Annotated in this window: 18 protein-coding genes; 6 read left to right on the forward strand and 12 right to left on the reverse strand. The window is 33.8% G+C overall.

Translation table 11 applies throughout. The annotated features are described in order from the left end of the window. Window positions 1-5: 5 nt before the first annotated feature. A complete protein-coding gene (locus CD155_RS06800; RefSeq protein ID WP_103212880.1) occupies window positions 6-1,085 on the reverse strand; it encodes an amidohydrolase family protein in 1,080 nt (359 codons plus the stop codon). 203 nt (window positions 1,086-1,288) lie between these two features. Between CD155_RS06800 and CD155_RS06805 the strand changes: the two genes are divergently transcribed. Beyond that, window positions 1,289-2,014, forward strand: coding sequence for a TetR/AcrR family transcriptional regulator (locus CD155_RS06805; RefSeq protein ID WP_256605022.1), 726 nt, complete (start codon window positions 1,289-1,291; stop codon window positions 2,012-2,014). Here the strand turns inward: CD155_RS06805 and CD155_RS06810 are convergent. Together CD155_RS06810 and CD155_RS06815 are read right to left on the reverse strand one after the other, a co-directional pair. Then, on the reverse strand, window positions 1,912-3,330 hold the full coding sequence (locus CD155_RS06810; RefSeq protein ID WP_070873472.1) for an anion permease: 1,419 nt from the start codon (window positions 3,328-3,330) through the stop codon (window positions 1,912-1,914). The genes CD155_RS06805 and CD155_RS06810 overlap by 103 nt on opposite strands. 179 nt (window positions 3,331-3,509) lie before the next feature. Beyond that, on the reverse strand, window positions 3,510-3,974 hold the full coding sequence (locus CD155_RS06815) for a DinB family protein (protein ID WP_103212881.1): 465 nt from the start codon (window positions 3,972-3,974) through the stop codon (window positions 3,510-3,512). Window positions 3,975-4,131: 157 nt separating this feature from the next. Between CD155_RS06815 and CD155_RS06820 the strand changes: the two genes are divergently transcribed. Then, the gene (locus tag CD155_RS06820) at window positions 4,132-4,701 is read left to right on the forward strand and encodes a tubby C-terminal domain-like protein (RefSeq protein WP_103212882.1); all 570 of its coding nucleotides are present in this window, start codon (window positions 4,132-4,134) and stop codon (window positions 4,699-4,701) included. A gap of 209 nt (window positions 4,702-4,910) precedes the next feature. Here the strand turns inward: CD155_RS06820 and pcp are convergent, their stop codons facing one another. From pcp to trhO, 4 genes are all read right to left on the reverse strand, one after another. Further along, entirely contained in the window at window positions 4,911-5,549 is a 639-nt protein-coding gene (gene pcp / locus CD155_RS06825; RefSeq protein ID WP_103212883.1) for a pyroglutamyl-peptidase I, read from the reverse strand. Window positions 5,550-5,571: 22 nt separating this feature from the next. Beyond that, a complete protein-coding gene (locus tag CD155_RS06830) occupies window positions 5,572-6,498 on the reverse strand; it encodes a DUF979 domain-containing protein (protein WP_103212884.1) in 927 nt (308 codons plus the stop codon). Beyond that, window positions 6,491-7,195, reverse strand: a complete 705-nt coding sequence (locus CD155_RS06835) for a DUF969 domain-containing protein (RefSeq protein WP_103212885.1) — start codon at window positions 7,193-7,195, stop codon at window positions 6,491-6,493. Before CD155_RS06835 ends, CD155_RS06830 begins: the two co-directional genes overlap by 8 nt. Before the next feature lie 354 nt (window positions 7,196-7,549). Beyond that, window positions 7,550-8,512 (reverse strand): oxygen-dependent tRNA uridine(34) hydroxylase TrhO, encoded by a 963-nt coding sequence (gene trhO / locus CD155_RS06840; protein WP_103212886.1) that lies wholly within the window; start codon window positions 8,510-8,512, stop codon window positions 7,550-7,552. Window positions 8,513-8,827: 315 nt separating this feature from the next. Between trhO and CD155_RS06845 the strand changes: the two genes are divergently transcribed. Further along, window positions 8,828-9,805 carry an SMP-30/gluconolactonase/LRE family protein gene (locus tag CD155_RS06845; protein WP_103212887.1) on the forward strand — a complete coding sequence of 326 codons (978 nt, stop codon included), beginning with the start codon at window positions 8,828-8,830 and terminating at the stop codon, window positions 9,803-9,805. Window positions 9,806-9,864: 59 nt separating this feature from the next. Next, on the forward strand, window positions 9,865-9,921 hold the full coding sequence (locus CD155_RS12795; protein ID WP_256605086.1) for a type I toxin-antitoxin system Fst family toxin: 57 nt from the start codon (window positions 9,865-9,867) through the stop codon (window positions 9,919-9,921). A 147-nt stretch (window positions 9,922-10,068) separates the two neighbouring features. Here CD155_RS12795 and CD155_RS06850 read toward each other — a convergent pair whose 3' ends face one another. After that, window positions 10,069-10,584 (reverse strand): YceI family protein, encoded by a 516-nt coding sequence (locus CD155_RS06850; RefSeq protein WP_044466649.1) that lies wholly within the window; start codon window positions 10,582-10,584, stop codon window positions 10,069-10,071. A gap of 261 nt (window positions 10,585-10,845) precedes the next feature. Between CD155_RS06850 and CD155_RS06855 the strand changes: the two genes are divergently transcribed. After that, window positions 10,846-11,370 (forward strand): VOC family protein, encoded by a 525-nt coding sequence (locus CD155_RS06855; protein ID WP_037541758.1) that lies wholly within the window; start codon window positions 10,846-10,848, stop codon window positions 11,368-11,370. Window positions 11,371-12,354: 984 nt separating this feature from the next. Here CD155_RS06855 and lqo read toward each other — a convergent pair. The 4 genes from lqo to CD155_RS06875 all read right to left on the reverse strand — a co-directional run bounded on the left by lqo (window position 12,355) and on the right by CD155_RS06875 (window position 15,809). Further along, window positions 12,355-13,848, reverse strand: coding sequence for an L-lactate dehydrogenase (quinone) (gene lqo / locus CD155_RS06860; RefSeq protein ID WP_103212888.1), 1,494 nt, complete (start codon window positions 13,846-13,848; stop codon window positions 12,355-12,357). A 192-nt stretch (window positions 13,849-14,040) separates the two neighbouring features. Next, entirely contained in the window at window positions 14,041-14,535 is a 495-nt protein-coding gene (locus tag CD155_RS06865; RefSeq protein WP_232019002.1) for a tubby C-terminal domain-like protein, read from the reverse strand. A gap of 259 nt (window positions 14,536-14,794) precedes the next feature. Continuing rightward, window positions 14,795-15,385, reverse strand: a complete 591-nt coding sequence (locus tag CD155_RS06870; RefSeq protein ID WP_103212889.1) for a DJ-1/PfpI family protein — start codon at window positions 15,383-15,385, stop codon at window positions 14,795-14,797. A gap of 16 nt (window positions 15,386-15,401) precedes the next feature. Beyond that, a complete protein-coding gene (locus CD155_RS06875; protein ID WP_103212890.1) occupies window positions 15,402-15,809 on the reverse strand; it encodes a YjdF family protein in 408 nt (135 codons plus the stop codon). Window positions 15,810-16,140: 331 nt separating this feature from the next. Between CD155_RS06875 and pbp4 the strand changes: the two genes are divergently transcribed. Next, window positions 16,141-17,319, forward strand: coding sequence for a penicillin-binding protein PBP4 (gene pbp4, locus CD155_RS06880; RefSeq protein WP_103212891.1), 1,179 nt, complete (start codon window positions 16,141-16,143; stop codon window positions 17,317-17,319). Window positions 17,320-17,385 lie beyond the last annotated feature (66 nt).

Genomic DNA, 17,385 nt, shown 5'->3' on the forward strand with positions numbered 1-17,385 from the left:
TCCTCCTATTTCAAAATTTGAGCAGTATTTCCTTGGAAAATATTTTGTTTATCATTTTCATTAAAATACCTAGATTCTTCAATATTTTTCTCCATTTTGGCAATCCAATCATTTGGGGCATAATGTGCATCTGAACCAAATAAAATATGTGATTTGTCCGTTACTTCATTTAAACTGGCGAATGCCGATTCACCTGTTGATAGTGCTGTATCATAATAAAATTGACGCATATAATCTTCAGCAGATTGTGATAAAGTGCTCCAACGATCCAACCCTTTTTTATATGTTTTGAACATTTTAGCGTATCGAATTGGATGTTTGGCAACTTCTTTAGCTAAATCTGATTTTTTACCAGTAATAAATGATTTAAGTCTATTTTTAGGATCTTCCATTACATATTTTTGAGTATTTAACGTTTCATTAATACGCCATTTCAAATACGGTAAGGTTCCACCAGCATGCGCTAAGATAAATTTAATATTTGAATAGCGCTCCATCGTTCCACTGAAAATTAAATTCGAAGCAGCACGTGTTGTATTAAAAGTAAATTCTTCAATAAAGTCAGCAAATACAAATTGAGGTGCTTTAAACCGAGATGATGCAGAACTTGGATGGACGAATACAATGGCATCACGTTGATTCAAGTTAGCCATCACTTTATCAAATTCATCGTCACCTAAATAAGATTGATCATAGTTTGAAAGCAAACCTACACCATCTAGTTTTAAAACATCTAAAGCATATTCGATTTCTTTAATCGTTTCTTTAACGTGAGGCATAGGAAGTAATGCTAAACATTTAAATCTTCCTGGATAGGTGCGCTTAAGTTCAGCTTGATACTCATTAACTTCACGTGCGACTTTCGCTGCTTGTTTTCTTTTAAAAGGTAATGTCGCTGGTTCTGAGATAGATGTGACACCAACTTGAATGTTCAATGCATCCATCATTTGAATACTATCTTGAGGTTCCCAATTTTTGATAGGGTAGCCACCCGCAGTGGTAACGCCAATTTTCTTTAATGCATCTTTATAAATTTTGGGAATAATATGGTGATGAATATCTATAATCTCTCGTTTATTATTCATAATAAGAACCTCCCTTTATTAATTACCGTTGATTTCTGATACAATATAATCAAACTTAATAGACGATGTGTCTATTAGATAAAATAGCACAGAAGAATAAGAATGTCCTCCTTAAAATTTTGAGGAAAACGACTTAATAAACAAATTAGGATGAAATGTTAATTAAATTAGATTTAATAGACTTAAGTTAGGAGTTGTCTAGAATGGATAAACGTCAAATTAGAACAAATAAGTATTTGAAAAAGGGATTAACACAACTAATGAATGAGGAAAGTTATTCAAAAATTACGATTCAGCAACTTGCGAATGCAGCAAATATCAACAGAAGTACTTTTTATTTGCATTATAAAAGTAAAGATGACTTCCTTAACTCAATTATTGAAGAAACAATCAATGAAATGATTGAATATGTGAAAAGTAATCCAATGAATGAAGATGAGATTTTCAACATTGATTTTGAAATTTCATTTTATAGATTATTAGAATTTATTGAACTTAACTTTGAATTTATCAAAGTGCTAATTATGAATATGAATAATACGTATTTCAGGGCTTTACTTGTTCAAAAAGTAAGAGAGGAAATCTATTACCCTTTACTGGAGAAAAACAATGTGAACATTGACTTTAAAAAGGATATTATATTGAACCATACAATATATGGACATTTAGGGGTTATTGAACGCTGGATGAATAGTGAAGTGGAATATGGATCACATTATATAGCTAAAGTACTCGTGGAAATTTCAAACCATCCCGTCCACCAAATGTTAGGAATAGAAGCCGAGTGTAATGAAAAAAGAATCGCCCTAAAAAGAGCGATTCAAAACTACATAATACCAATTAATTTCATCCATAGCGAACCTAAACCAATCCAAATGATAAAGTACACGATACCGAGTACGAGGTTCATCAGCCACCAACGTTTCTGAGATACATAACCTGATGCATAAAGGATTGGTGCCGGACCACTACTATAATGCGTTGTTGAAGCAAGTAAGTTACCAAAGAAACCTAACATTAATGCGCTAAATAATGGTGGTGCTCCAGCTGCTACGGCTACACCTAGGAGTGCGGCATACATTGCACTGACGTGTGCCGTTGCACTTGCGAATAAATAGTGTGAATAGAAGAAGAATAAGATAAGTAAAATAAGTACGATTGGCCAACTAAATCCACCTAAACTATGTGCGATGATTTTACTTAACCAAGGAATAAATCCTAGTTTATTTAACTGATCAGCCATAAGTACAAGAACTGAGAACCATACAAGTGTATTCCACGCCCCAGTTTCATTTAAAATATCTTTCCAATTTAATACACCAGTAAGTAATAGAAGTGATAACGCAATAAATGCTGTGAGCGTTGCGTCAACATTGATAAAGCTTCCTGTTACCCATAGTGCTAATGCGATGATAAAAATCGCAATCATAAATTTCTCCGCTAAAGATATTTTGCCCATTTCATCTAATTGTTCGTTTGCCCATTTTCTAGCGTTAGGCGTTTCTTTAACAGTTGGAGGGTACATCTTATAAATAATGAATGGAACAACAATAAGTGAAATAAGACCAGGCACGATAGCTGCAATAAACCAATTCATCCATGTGATGTGAACATGTGCAGTCTTCTCTGCTAAACTTTGAGCAATAGGGTTACCAGCCATTGCCGTTAAGAACATGGCTGCAGTAATTAAGTTGCCTTGGAATTCTGTGAAAATTAAAAAGGCACCCATCTTTCTTTCAGTACCATCTTTAGGTGTTGAACCAAATGATTCTGAAAGAGATTTGATAATAGGGAACATAATTCCGCCTGCACGTGCAGTGTTACTAGGTGTTGCTGGTGCTAAAATTAAATCAACACCAACGAGTGAATATGCTAGTCCTAACGTTTTCTTACCGAATAATTTAACGAATTGGAGTGCAATCCGTCGTCCAAGACCAGTTTTAACAAACCCTCTTGAAATGAAAAAGGCCATAGCGATTAGCCAGATACTACTATTACCAAATCCTTGAACAGCCGATTTAGTATCCATAATGCCAACGAGTACCATAATCGTAAAGCCAATGATAGATACAGCACCGATGGTCATAGGTTGTGTAATACATGCGATAATCGTAGCAACAAAGATTGCGAACATGTACCAAGCTTGATCATTTAAGGCATCAGGTTTAAAAGGGGTAAGCGCCCAAATAATCAAACCTACGACAATTGGTAGGATGAATTTACGATATTTTACCGTATTCTCCATAATAACTTTCCTTCTTTCTTTTAATGTTCTTTTTTACATTTCAATCATAGTCTTCTGAAAATGATATGTACAGACCTAAAAGAATTTTAATGATAAAGATTATCAATAAAGGTGCTACACTTTTGAAAACATAAAAATTCCGACAGCTTAATCATAAGCCATCGGAATAATCAAACGGTTTATTGTGCAGATATTAACACACGTGTCATTTCTTCGATTTTACCCGCATGTAATGGGATGTGTAATGCGTTCAGTACAAGAAATTCTTCTAAAGTTTTACATCCTGCGACAGGTTGATCTACTTCTTTTTCAAGGTCCTTATCAGTTAAATGTCTCGCACGTTCAGGTAATGTTTTAATATCATTTAAAATACTTTCAATGGAAGGAACATCTTCATTTCCCCAGTCAGCAGGCTTTGTGCCAGTACCAAATAATCGGCCATACTTTTCAACATCTACAACTTCTTGGTTACCCATAGATAACGCTTCTTCGAACACAGTTAACACATGTCCATATTGCCAATGCAATGTATTTGGAAATACGCTATCATCTTTATCTAATACTTCCACCACATCCCAGTCGTCATAAACACTTCTGATATAATTCACACCGAAATCTATAACATCATAAACTGTTTTAGTCATTCTCTATAACACCCTTTCAAGTGATTACTTAATCATTCTTACAGGACTTGTCTACCCGCTTTGGAAAATGACTACTCATATAGGATAGAAACGATTTGAATTCATTATAAAGGTTTGTTTATCATAAAAGTAAGACATATTGAATATAGGTGAAAGCATGTATAAATACTTTAAGCGAAATCGATTTTCTACAAAATCTTCCGACATTAAAGGGAATTCAGAAAAACATATTGGTACGATACAGAAAAAATATAGTAATGTTTTCCAACGTATCATTAGCTTCTTCACTATGGGCTTTAAATTTAATCAATTCACGATTTATGATAACCAACAACATTTGATAGCGCATGTTAAAGTAAAGACCCAAATGACACAAAAGCATTTCGAGGTAACCTACTATTCGAGTAGCGGGGAATCTCAAATTCTATTCGACAAACAAAGTAATGGTCGGGAAGAAACATATGGAATAATGAAATATAATGGAGTCATTTACAATATTCATTCAGATGAAAATAGATATACGGTAATTAAAGATACGAAAAGAGAAAATGAAATAGCAAGTTGGAAACAAATTGGTGACTATGCACACGTGGGAGGGAAACATGAAGTATTTAATGAGAATCAATTATTATTTATACTGATTTTACATTCCTTCGCAAATGTTCATGTGACACGAAATGTATGGAATCCATTTAGTCCAGACACCACAGGGCCACCAATCATTTAAAAACAAATAGTAATTTTTAAAATAAGAAGAGGTTGGGAACATTATAGTTTATGCTCTGGGAAACCGATTAACGGCGTCCCAAAAGCAGGATTTTCGGCAGTAACACTCACAATTCGACAAAATTTGAAAATCAATTTTGCTCATCGTTCGGTTCTGCTCAAATCCTAAACACTTTTGTCCCGACCTCTTGTTTGTTGTTGAAAATATAATTAATGTGTTTCTCCTAATGCGACTTTTTTATCTTCAAGGGTATCAATTGCTTTGATTGCAGCTGTTAATCCTTTAACAATTGTATGAATAGATATTGAAGGTTTGTCCGGTTTATTAATCGTTTGTTCTGGAATAAATGGTACATGAATGAAACCAAATCGCAAACCTGGATATGATTTGTCAGCTAAATAACCTAATTGATATAGAACATGATTACATACAAATGTTCCTGCAGTATTTGATAATCTACCTGGTACACCGGCATTTTTAATTGCTTCTGTCATCTTTTTTACAGGTAAATTTGAGAAGTAAGCTGGTGGGCCATCTCTTTGAATGACTTCATCAATAGGTTGATTTTCTTTATTATCTGCAATACGTGCATCATCAATGTTAATACCAATACGTTCAGGTGTGATTTCAAATCGACCTCCCGCTTGGCCAATTGCTAAGACGACATCGAAATCATTTTCAGCTAAGGCTTTAGAAATGACCTCTTTCGATTCATGAAAGACTGTCGGGATTTCTAACTTTGTGATGCTATGATCGCCGATAGTTTCGTCTAATTGTTTGACTGCTTCTAAAGCTGGATTCATCTTTTCTCCTCCGAAAGGGTCAAATGCTGTAACTAGAATTTTCATAATTTGTGACCTCCTTTAATATTTAAAATGCCCAAAAATACATCAATGCAATATGAATGACAATTAATGCGAGCGCGATAGGGGCTTGTGCTTTAATGACGCCAAACTCTTGTTTCATCTCTAATAATGCAACGGGTAAGGTGTTAAAATTTGCGGCCATAGGTGTGAGTAGTGTTCCACAGAAACCAGCTGTCATTGCGAGTGCACCAGCAACAATTGGGTCGCCACCTTGTGATATAACGAATGGAATACCGATACTTGCGGTAATCACTGTAAAAGCAGCAAAGGCATTACCCATCAACATTGTAAAGAGTACCATACCCAGAATATAGGCAATGGCACCGATAAGATGATTGCCTTCAGGTAAGAATGATGAAATTCCTTTTGAAATTACTTGTCCCACACCGCTTGCAGTAAAGAGCACACCAAGCGCTGCTAAGAACTGAGGTAGGATGCCAGTTGTACCAACTTGTTGGGTTAAACGATCACTATCATATAATGTGAATGAAAGCTTGGGCTTAATAATCAATAACGCTGTAATCAATCCAACTACAGATGACACGCCAAGACCAATGGCTCCACCTAGTGGCGTCCAGTTCGAGACGATGACCGCTACCACTGCTAAGACAACCGCAGGAATAAAGAGTTTATTGCCATACTTGGCAGATCCCTTTTCTGCTTCCTTATCTGTGACGTCGATAATATTTTTAATTTTTACTTGCTTGAAAAGGGTCAACACGCCCATAGATAGAACGAGCATACCGTTAATCACGTTTGGAATATAAGGACCACCTATGAAAAGTACAGCCAGTATCGTCCAGAATGCTGCAGTACCTAAACTTTTAGATTTATCAGTTGAGCGTAAAGAACGATAAGCAGTATATAAAAATTGTAGCCCGATAAGGATGTAGAAGATTTCTAAAATATGATTTAAAGTTGTTTCACTCATGATCTTTTACCTCTTTATGTCCATATTTTTTATTGAAATAGCGATCGAGCAGAATATTTTTAATCCACACGAGAATCAAAGTGATAATAGCAATTGGAATTGACGCGAGTACTAAGCTCAACGCGTTGACTTTGATGTTGAGTGTTTGGAATGTGCCAACCATAAGTAAAACACCAGCAGCTCCCACGAATAAGTTTTGTCCGAAGAAGTTACCATAGTTCTCCATTGCCGAAGCTTCAGCTTTTAACTTTTCAATGTCTTTATTATCAACGTCTTTGTCGGATAGGTTGTAACGCGTACGAAGGGCACCTTGAACCATTGGGTTAATTAAAGGTCTAACGAATTGAGGATGACCTCCGACACGAATTGAAGCAACACCAGCAATTTCACGAATAATTAAATATAAAGTAAGAAGTCGCCCGGTGGTAATTTTCTTGACGTTACTAATGAGTTTTGATGCTTGTTGTTTTAATCCAAAACGCTCAATCAAACCAACCATCGGGAGAGTAAGTATAAATAGCGTTACGAGACGTTGATCGACAAAGGCTTTGCCAAGTGTATATAGCACTTCGACTATATCCATACCAGCAACAAGACCTGTCGTTACAGCTGCAATTAAAATAATAGCGATAGTGTCGAACTTAAGGATAAAGCCAATAATAATGATTAAAATACCAATTAATTTAATCCATTCCATAAAAACGCTCCTTTGTTACGATGATCTCTTTCCGCTTTTATACATTATTTAAAACAAAAGCTACGGAAAGAAATTAATAAATAAGTTTTAATTTTCTTAATATTAGCATAGCTATATTTATTGAAAAAGAGAAGATAAAACAAATTAGAAAAAGTGTAATAATTTGTGACAAATTAAAGTAATAAAACTTTCAAATTATAAATAACAAGAGGGCGAAATATCGAATTCTTGGATTAATGTAAAAAATTTATGACGAAATGTTTAATTCTAAATAGCGCATCGGAATATGGTTATAAAATAAGCCCTTAAAATGAATTCTAGTCAACTCATTTTAAGGGCTAAAGTAATTATCACTTAAGCATGTGCATGTTCTGGAACATCTTTAAAGTTTTCTAAACGACGGTTCCATTCTTCATCACTAATATCATGTTTTGCAACATAACGATTACGTTCATGTTTTGCGCAGTCATATGAGCATGCGCCTAAGTATTTTTCCTCGTTTTCTTCTGAAACAAGAATTTGTTTATTACATTCTGGGTTTGCACAGTTAATATAACGCTCACAAGGTGTGCCATCGAAGTGTTCTTTACCGATAACAGTTTTTTCAACTTGGTTCACATCAACACTAATACGTTCATCGAAAACGTACATTTTGCCATCCCAGTATTCACCTTTAGTCTCAGGGTCTTTACCGTAAGTTGCAATACCACCATGTAATTGTCCTACATTTTCGAAACCTTCCTTAACTAACCAACCTGAGAATTTTTCGCAACGGATACCGCCAGTGCAATATGTCACAATATTTTTACCATCTAATTGATCTTTATTATTACGGATCCATTCAGGTAAGTCGCGGAAACGTGTGATGTCAGGACGAACTGCGCCACGGAAATGGCCTAAATCGAATTCATAGTCATTACGTACATCTAAGATAATTGTATCTTCATCTTCTAAAGCTTCTTTAAATTCTTTAGGTGAATAGTATTTACCTGTTGTTACGCGAGGGTCTACATCATCTTCTAAACCTAACGCAACGATTTCTGTTCTTGGTCGAACGTGCATTTTTTTGAATGCATGACCTTCAGCTTCGTCAATTTTGAAAGTTAAATCAGCGAAACGTTCATCTGCATGCATATGTTCAATATATTTATCTGTATCTTCTTTTGTACCAGATAAAGTACCATTAATGCCTTCTGTAGAAACTAAGATTCTACCTTTTAAATTATTTTCTTTGCAGAATTCTAAGTGTTCTGCAGCAAAAGTTTCGGGGTCATCGATAGTTACGTATTTATAGTATAAAAGTACTCTATAATCCATTCTTACATTCTCCTCTTTCAATTCTTCTCTATATAGGGACGATGATTTATATAAATGTCATAAGCTTATAAATATTGATGCTGTTTACATTTTTACCATTATAATATTGTACCAAAATGATAAAGAGTTTCAATATACTAGCACATAAATCATTCTTAAAGACGATATTTTTTGAAAATGTAAGCCTATATTGCACGTCATTTTCAGAGAGAATATATTTAAATGTAAGCGATATCATGTCGCTGTAATGACAATTAGCATAAGTTCTTATAAAATAGTAACAAAGTGTTAAAAAGAGAAAGAGGGGTTTGAATAATGAATAATCAAGACTTGCCTACATTAAAATATATTGGGAAATCTGCAAGTGTTGCGCCAATTGTATCTGAAAATGAGTTGCAAACCGTTACAGCAGAGCCTTGGGTGAAAATTTCAGATAGAGGGTTACAGTTAGAGGGATTAAACTTTAATCGCGAAGGCCATTTATTTTTATTAGATGTCTTTGAAGGAAATATTTTTAAGGTAGATCCTTCTACGAAAGAGGTTTCACGTTCATTTGTATCTGAAAAAACAAATCCTGCAGCAATCAAATTTCATAAAGACGGGCGTTTATTTGTATGTTATTTAGGCGATTTTAAAACTACTGGGGGCATCTTTGCGACTAATGAGGAAGGAGAACAATTTGAAGAAATCGTTTCTGAATTGAATACAGAATATTGTATTGATGATATGGTCTTCGATAGTAAAGGCGGCTTTTATTTCACTGACTTCAGAGGATACTCTACGAAGCCTCTTGGGGGCGTATATTATGTCTCTCCGGACTTTAAGTCAATCACACCAGTGATTCAAAATATTTCCGTAGCAAATGGTGTAGCGCTAAGTACTGATGAACGCGTACTATGGGTTACTGAAACAACTACCAATCGTCTACATCGTATTGAATTAGAAGAAGATGGAGTGACTATCGCACCGTTTGGAGCGACGATTCCATATTATTTCACAGGACACGAAGGTCCAGATTCATGCTGTATCGATAGTGATGACAACCTTTATGTAGCAATGTATGGTCAAGGACGTGTCTTAGTCTTTAATAAAAAAGGTTACCTGATTGGTCAAATTCTAATGCCAGGCCGTGATGAAGGTAAAATGCTACGTTCAACACATCCACAATTTATTCCTGGTACGAATCAATTGTTAATTTGTACGAATGATATTGAGAATGGTTCTGAAGGTGGTTCAATGATTTACACAGTAAATGGATTTGCCAAAGGACATCAGAGTTACCAATTTCAGTAGGCCTAGATTTGTTTGAAAGAAAAAGTAAATTAAAAAAGGCGTAAATTAAAAATTGGGCTATAGGATGCATTGTTACGATGTTTAAGTTTTGGCTAGACAATCGTAATAAAAAATAGGCGACATGCTATAGCCCACCACTAAATAACCCCTCACTAGATGCAATATTGAGGGGTTTGGTGTTGCTAATGGAACTAATTTATAAATGTATTATAACACCGTGTGTAACATATTGCAATGTAAAATGATAGTGATGTTGTATTCTATTAATCTTCTAAACTGAATTCAGCAGATGCTTCGAATTTTACGTCTTTACCTAACATTACGCCACCAGTTTCTAAAGCTTGGTTGAAGCTGATGCCATATTTTTCACGATCGATTGTACCAGTAACGATGAATCCAGTTACTTGCGCACCATTCATAGGATTTTTGCTTACGCCATTAAATTCAACGTCAAATGTTTCTTCATGTGTTTCACCTTTAATAGTTAAATCGCCAGTTACTTTATTTTCTGATATTTCCTTAGTTTCAAATGTCCATTTATCATTTTCATCTGTAGCGAAGAAGTCTCCAGATCTTAAGTGATTGTCTCTATCTTCATTTTGAGTATCGATTGAGCTTGGAACGATAGTTGCAGTTGCTTTTAGTGAACTTAAGTCATTAATGTCTCCATCTAATTGAACATCGAATTGCGTGAATGTACCTTTTACTTTAGAAACCATTAAGTGTTTGATTTGGAATTGAATGTCGCTGTGTACTGGATCAAATGTAAATTGTGTCATAAAATAATTGCCCCTTTTTTTATTATATATAGGTATAATTTTTATACCTGATATAAATATTATAATGATCGGATGGTCAAGTTGCAATAGATAAGTATGATGTTGGATAAATTTTTTTAATGTCTTCTATTTATTAATTACCCTTTTTGGATATAAATTATCAATTGTGTTCAAATGTAACTATGTGTGGGGATGATTGATGTAGGGAATAATCGTTGTGATAAATGATTTCTAAATTGAACTATAGAGAGGTGAATGGGTATGAAAGATATCTCAAGAGGTATCAATCATATTGGTTTAACAGTACCTGATATAGAAGAGGCTACGGAATTTTTCAAAAAAGGTTTAGATGGGAAAATTGCATATGATAGTCAAAGAAAAGACGAAGAACCGCGTGGAGGTAAGCATGTCGAACACATCCTTGGCATAGGTAAAGGTGTTCAAATCGTTCACAAACGGATGATGGTATTTGGGAATGGGCCTAATATAGAAATGTTTGAATTTGAAAATGCAAAACAACGAGGGCCTGAATCGTTACAAGATGTGGGTTATACTCATATTTCATTTTATGTGGATGATTTCGAAGCGGCTGTCGCAAAAGTAAGATCGGCAGGCGGGGAGCCTATATCTGAGTCACATAGCAATACAAGATATGAAGATACTGATGGAAACCAAACAGTTTATGTTAAAACGCCTTGGGGAAGTCTTATCGAATTACAAACTGTTCCTAATGGATTTTATTATCCTCCAGACAGTGAGGCGGAAGTGTTTACGCCAGAGGAATAAAAGATTTAAACAGAAATGACATTTTAGAGACCAAACAAGTTTTTAATTGACTTTAAAGATAAGAGGAAGTAATATAATTTTAAATCGTAATTATTACGATTTTAGAACGATAGATAATGAGTGGTTTGCATATAGATAAATGTACATATTCGTCCATGGACATTTATTCTTTATGCATTCAAAGACTATTCTTCATTACCTCAGACATAAAAGCAACTTTCCACTTTTATCTTATCGTTCTTTTTTATAATTTAATTCTCTTGAAATTTCCAATTTATTCACTCGTCATACGATGAGTGAATTTTTTGTCTTTAGATTAGTTTTATTTCATTCATTAAAATGATACGTTCTTAATAAATGGAGGTGTGTTTCAATAATATCGATTAAACGTGGCATATGGATCATCTTAAGTTTAATACCGATTGAATTCATAGGCATGATTGTAGATTATAAGACGTATACAATGTGGGGTTACATACCATTTATTATTTTGATTATTTTGGGTTGTTTTTCATTCAACCTGAAGAGCTATTTCATCATTTTAATAAGTAGACTTTTAGGGATTTTAATATCGTGGAAATGTAGTGACTATTTTATAAATTGGAAAGTGGCAGTAGACTATTTTAAGCCTTTTGATAACCTTTCATTTATTGTATTTTTAGGAATAATAGGTTTTGGGCTTCTTCATATTGTGATGCTTGTCTTTTATACATTAAGACGCAGTTAAAATGAGACTGAAATCAACACGTCGTTAAAATAAGCGACCCTCTTACTTAATTTTACTTTGTTGCCAAGTTTATATAAAATAATCCCTTTCGAAGTTGGCTCTCTCCGAAAGGGATATAGGGAATAAGGTTAAATTAATTTCAACTTTTGTTAGTTTAAAAGTTACTTCAAAATTTTACAATATTTATTAAAGGTTTTGGGTTAAGGGGGGATAACCCGTTATAGAATCTTAATATTTTGTAGGGAAAGGGTTAATTATTAAGATTCATAATAATTTAATTCTAAATCTTTTGATGTTTGTTTACGTGTTTCTCTCATTAATTGAATATCATTGATAAGAGATTGTCCATATGATGGAATCATTTTTTGTATTTTAGGTTTCCATTCATTTTCATAATCAGCGAAGTTTCTTTCTAAAACTTCTAACGCTACTGAAACTGAAGTTGAGGCTCCTGGTGATTCACCTAATAATGCAATGACAGAGTGGTCTTCAGAGTTAACAACTTCTGTACCAAATTGAATGAATCCTTTACCGTGCTCAGGTGTATCTTTAATAACTTGAACACGTTTACCTGCAGTGTATAATTGCCAATCTTCGTCACGTGCTTCAGGGTAGAACGTGCGTAGATGGTTTATACAACCTTCTTTAGTCATCAATACTTGATCGATTGAATACTTAATTAAAGGTAAATTTTTAGCTGCAGCTGCAAGTAAAGTTGTGATGTTGTATGGTTTAACAGATTTAAATAAATCTAAGTTAGAACCATTTTTTAAGAATTTAGGCCCAACGTTCGCAAAAGGCCCAAATAATAATGTTCTTTCACCATCAATATAACGTGTATCGAGATGAGGTACAGTCATTGGCGGTGTGCCAGGTGGTTCTTTACCGTAAACTTTAACGTCATGTTCATTAATAACTGCAGGGTTGGTACATATTAAGAACTGACCGCTAATAGGGAACCCGCCTAAGTGCTTACTTTCAGGGATACCAGTTTTTTGTAATAGTGGAATAGCGCCACCACCAGCACCAATAAAGACGTAATCCGCTAATACAGTTTCTTCAGAACCGTTATTGCGATTTCTTACTTTCACTTCCCATGTATCATCTTGACGTCGGTTAAAATCAATGACCTCATGATTATATTGAACTTCTGCATTAGGGTGCTGTTCAATACTTTTAGCCATCTTACGTGTTAACTCACCATAATTCACATCTGTACCTTCATCAATTTTACTGGCTGCCATAATCTCATTGCCTGTACGACCTTTCATCATTAATGGCATCCATTTTTTCATTTCTTCAATATCTTCTGTATATTCAATATTGTCGAACATTGGGAAGTTACGCATTGCTTCGTAACGATTTTTCAAGAATTGTACGTTATTCTTACCTCTTACGAAACTAATGTGAGGAAGGGGATTAATAAATTCTCTAGGATTATCAATGTTGCCACTTTTCACGAGGTGTCCCCAGAATTGCTTAGAAATTTCAAATTGTTCATTAATTTCTTTCGCTTTTTCGATATCAATTGAACCATCAGGTTGTTGAACTGTATAGTTCAGCTCACATAACGCAGCATGTCCTGTACCGGCATTGTTTCTTTCATTAGAACTCTCGATACCTGGACGATCTAAACGTTCAAAGAGTTTGATGTTCCAATTAGGTTCTAATTCTTTAATCATAGAACCAAATGTCGTACTTAAGACACCAGCGCCAATAATCACTATGTTTTTTGACTTGTTGTTAGGCATTTTTGCTCACCTTTCTAAAAAGATTTCGTGCAAAAATAATTAAATTATTGCGCTGACTCTTATTATAAGTGCTGTATTTCTATAACAAAAATACATATTTTCAATAACACCTATTCCATTTTGTAATAATTTGGACACAATATGACCATTGATTAGACAAAAAATAGTCTGTGCGTTCAGATAATGAATCGTCTAAATTTTATTCATCAATGTGTGTGACAGAATTAATAATAATTCTTCAATTGGTTTACTACGCTCATCTAAAATATGAAAACTTACTTGTCCCTCATTCTTAGCCCAATGTGATAGTTGTTCATTTTCATAATTTGTAATGATACAAGTTTCTGGGCTCATTTTTTTAATAAAATAGTCTTCATTATCATAAGTGAACTTAACCGGTTTATTAACCAACGTAAACTCTTTCATATCAATTTTTGTATTTCTATAATTACAATGAATTTCTCTGAAATTTCTAAAGTTTGGTATACATTTGGAAGTGAAAATAATATTTTTCTCCAAATCTCTAACAACATAAGACGTATAGATGCCTGCTTGAGGAATAATAATGTCTAAACCTTTGATAAATGGATTCGGATAAGCTTTTCTTATGTACAAATAAGGATCTCCATCGTTGTACATTGTCTTCCATCTTGTATCAAAGTAATTGCTGAGTGTGTAATTAATCATTCGTCATCAACCTTCGATTTTTAGAATTATCAATAAATGTATATTCCCTATTCCCATGGAAAATAAAACAACTAGCAGAAAGTTTAAAATTGATTTTATTTAAGAGAAAACAAAACGCTCTACGAAGTATTAAATACAGAAGTAGCAGTAAGACGACTCCTAATTGGAATCATCTTACTGCTATTATTTTTGGGGATTATGTTTCAGCTTGGCTTTACTTAAATGAGTAATCGGTATGTTTAAGAATTTTTATTTGTAATTACTCATATGGGTTTCCAAACTTTTTACAATACTCATACAAACCATACTTATTCATAAAAGATTGTTTTTCGATGTTTTCGTTCGTATCTAGTTCTATCATTTTGAGTACGTATTCAGAAAAATCAATTGTTGCAGTACCGTTAGCTGTTACGAGATTTCTATCACGTGTAGCCTGAGTTTTAATAAAAGATTCTTTATTATGATAGTTCCCAAATGAAGACCAAAGTTCAACTGAATTTCCAGTATGCTTAAAGTGATTTAAAAAACCATTTTTGGCCAAATAGTCAACTGCACCACAAATAGCGCCAATAGGTTTCGATTTATCAAAGAAATTATGAATATATTCTAGTAAAGTAGGCGAATCAATATTCCAGGTGTTTCCACCTACTAAGATAAGTAAATCTCCTTGAGGACGAAGAGTATTTAAATTATAGTCAATGGCGGTATGAATACCACCAATTGAAGTAACACTATCTTGCAAAGAAACTGTCTTCACTTGCCATTTTGTACTTTGATTAAGATATGGACTAAGAAATGCGATTTCCCAATCTGCATATTCATCTAGTAATAAAAATAGAGCAGTTTTCATAAATAGACTCCTTTGATTAATGGCCTTTATGTTTTTCTTTTGCTTTTTGTTTTTTGATTGAACGCTTATAAGCTTCATGCTTTTCTTTATTTTGTTTCTTACGCTTTTTCCGTCCTTTTTTCTTTAACTCTTGTTCTTTCTTCATAGCTTCTTGTGCAATAGTTGTAAATTTAGGCTTTTTTTGTTCTTTTGCTACTTTCCTTTGTAGTCTTTTAGGATTGACCTTTTTTGTTTGAGCCTTCAGTGTAGTTTGAGTCTGAGTGTTGTCTATCAAACGTTCTAATTCGTTGGTGATAAATCCAAGCACTTCTTCGTCACTAGGTTCTTGACCAAAAATATGTTTAGAAAATTTAACTGAATTGTTCATCGAGAATTTAACTAAACCTATAAAAAACTGACCATCATGAAATACTGATAATTTCATGTCTAGTCCCTCCTCTTAATTAAACTTGAAATGATGGACAACCTGAGGAGGAGGGTTACTGACAAATCCTATGAATTTGCATTGGGACTACCAACCCAATTGTGTTTTTACATTTCACTATTTAGTATTACATGAACTAAAAAATATACAAAACACCTATTTTTTAAAACTCACACATATTACCTATAAAAGTTTGTCACGTTGATGATTTTAGAACCTTTGTCATTGTGCATTCAGTATTTTTTGAAAAGTTGCGTTAAACTTGATATAAGTATTATATGCAAGGTACATACATAATTGGGAAATTTATAAAATAAAATCAGGTGATATGATGTTTCAAAGAATACTAAGCGTGACAGGCGTGTTATGTGTGGTCACATTATTATCAGCTTCTCCAAGTTTTGCAGTGGAAAAACCAACCTCTTTATTAAAGAACAAAGATAATACGAAAATTTCAAGCACATACGAACCTCAATCTTTAACACTCTCAACAGATCAAGGTCAAATACTTTATAGTTATCATGAAAATAAAAAAGTAGACCCTGCTTCTTTAACTAAAATGATGACAATGTATTTGACACTAGATGCTGTAAAATCTGGAAAACTACATATGAACGATAAAGTAAAAATTACTAACCAACAGGCGCAATTATCTCGAAAATCTAACCTATCCTCAGTTCCTTTAAAAGCTGGTCAAATCTATACAGTTAAAGAAATTTTAAGTCAAACTGCTTTAGCATCTAGTAATGCTGCAGCCTTAATTCTAGGAGAAAAGGTATCGAAATCGACGTCTACTTTTACAGATCAAATGAATCAACAAGCAAAGCAATTTCATATGAATCATACCCACTATACAAGTCCTACAGGGGCAGATACTCATTTATTAGGACCTAGTGCCCCTGAAAAGTATAAAAACCAAGGTAAGACGCAAAGTACATCCAAAGATATGAATATAATGATGTATGAAATGTTAAAAAATCATCCGGAAATACTGAAAATTACTAAGAAAACGTCAGAAACTCAAAAAGGACAAACGTTTAAATCTACAAACTTATCTTTAAAAGGGCAGCCTAAGTATTATAAAGGGACTGATGGTTTGAAAACAGGAACAAGTGATTCAGGATATAGTTTAGCTTTGACGAATAAACAACATCGTTTAAGGCTGAATGAAACGATTCTAGATGTGTCGCCTTATCCAAGTGAAACAGCTAAACTTACACGTAATGAAATTGCGAATGATATGATGAAGTACTATCGTAAACAATACGAGTATAAAAAAGTTTTATCCAAAGGAGAGCACAAGATTGATGGCACAACATATGATGTGAAGAAAGATTTATATGACGTTGTTCCTAAACATCAAAAATGGTATATCGCCATTAATAATAAAGGTAATGCATATGTTCACTATAAACGAAATTATCTCGAGGGTGCTTCATATCCTTCGGTCAAAGCTGATAAAAAAAGTAAAGGTATATTAAGTTGGTTATCGCATCTGTTTTTGCGATAACCTATTATTTTGAAGTTTAATGTAAGCGTTTTACCATATTTGTACTAATACTTACATGTAATATGT

The organism is Staphylococcus caprae, assembly GCF_002902725.1.
Lineage (GTDB): Bacteria > Bacillota > Bacilli > Staphylococcales > Staphylococcaceae > Staphylococcus > Staphylococcus caprae.

Excerpts from the sequence above, each read along its gene's own strand:
- CD155_RS06800 (WP_103212880.1), bottom strand. The coding sequence starts at position 1,085 with ATGAATAATAAACGAGAGATTATAGATATTCATCACCATATTATTCCC.
- CD155_RS06805 (WP_256605022.1), top strand. The coding sequence starts at position 1,289 with ATGGATAAACGTCAAATTAGAACAAATAAGTATTTGAAAAAGGGATTA.
- CD155_RS06810 (WP_070873472.1), bottom strand. The coding sequence starts at position 3,330 with ATGGAGAATACGGTAAAATATCGTAAATTCATCCTACCAATTGTCGTA.
- CD155_RS06815 (WP_103212881.1), bottom strand. The coding sequence starts at position 3,974 with ATGACTAAAACAGTTTATGATGTTATAGATTTCGGTGTGAATTATATC.
- CD155_RS06820 (WP_103212882.1), top strand. The coding sequence starts at position 4,132 with ATGTATAAATACTTTAAGCGAAATCGATTTTCTACAAAATCTTCCGAC.
- pcp (WP_103212883.1), bottom strand. The coding sequence starts at position 5,549 with ATGAAAATTCTAGTTACAGCATTTGACCCTTTCGGAGGAGAAAAGATG.
- CD155_RS06830 (WP_103212884.1), bottom strand. The coding sequence starts at position 6,498 with ATGAGTGAAACAACTTTAAATCATATTTTAGAAATCTTCTACATCCTT.
- CD155_RS06835 (WP_103212885.1), bottom strand. The coding sequence starts at position 7,195 with ATGGAATGGATTAAATTAATTGGTATTTTAATCATTATTATTGGCTTT.
- trhO (WP_103212886.1), bottom strand. The coding sequence starts at position 8,512 with ATGGATTATAGAGTACTTTTATACTATAAATACGTAACTATCGATGAC.
- CD155_RS06845 (WP_103212887.1), top strand. The coding sequence starts at position 8,828 with ATGAATAATCAAGACTTGCCTACATTAAAATATATTGGGAAATCTGCA.
- CD155_RS06850 (WP_044466649.1), bottom strand. The coding sequence starts at position 10,584 with ATGACACAATTTACATTTGATCCAGTACACAGCGACATTCAATTCCAA.
- CD155_RS06855 (WP_037541758.1), top strand. The coding sequence starts at position 10,846 with ATGAAAGATATCTCAAGAGGTATCAATCATATTGGTTTAACAGTACCT.
- lqo (WP_103212888.1), bottom strand. The coding sequence starts at position 13,848 with ATGCCTAACAACAAGTCAAAAAACATAGTGATTATTGGCGCTGGTGTC.
- CD155_RS06865 (WP_232019002.1), bottom strand. The coding sequence starts at position 14,535 with ATGATTAATTACACACTCAGCAATTACTTTGATACAAGATGGAAGACA.
- CD155_RS06870 (WP_103212889.1), bottom strand. The coding sequence starts at position 15,385 with ATGAAAACTGCTCTATTTTTATTACTAGATGAATATGCAGATTGGGAA.
- CD155_RS06875 (WP_103212890.1), bottom strand. The coding sequence starts at position 15,809 with ATGAAATTATCAGTATTTCATGATGGTCAGTTTTTTATAGGTTTAGTT.
- pbp4 (WP_103212891.1), top strand. The coding sequence starts at position 16,141 with ATGTTTCAAAGAATACTAAGCGTGACAGGCGTGTTATGTGTGGTCACA.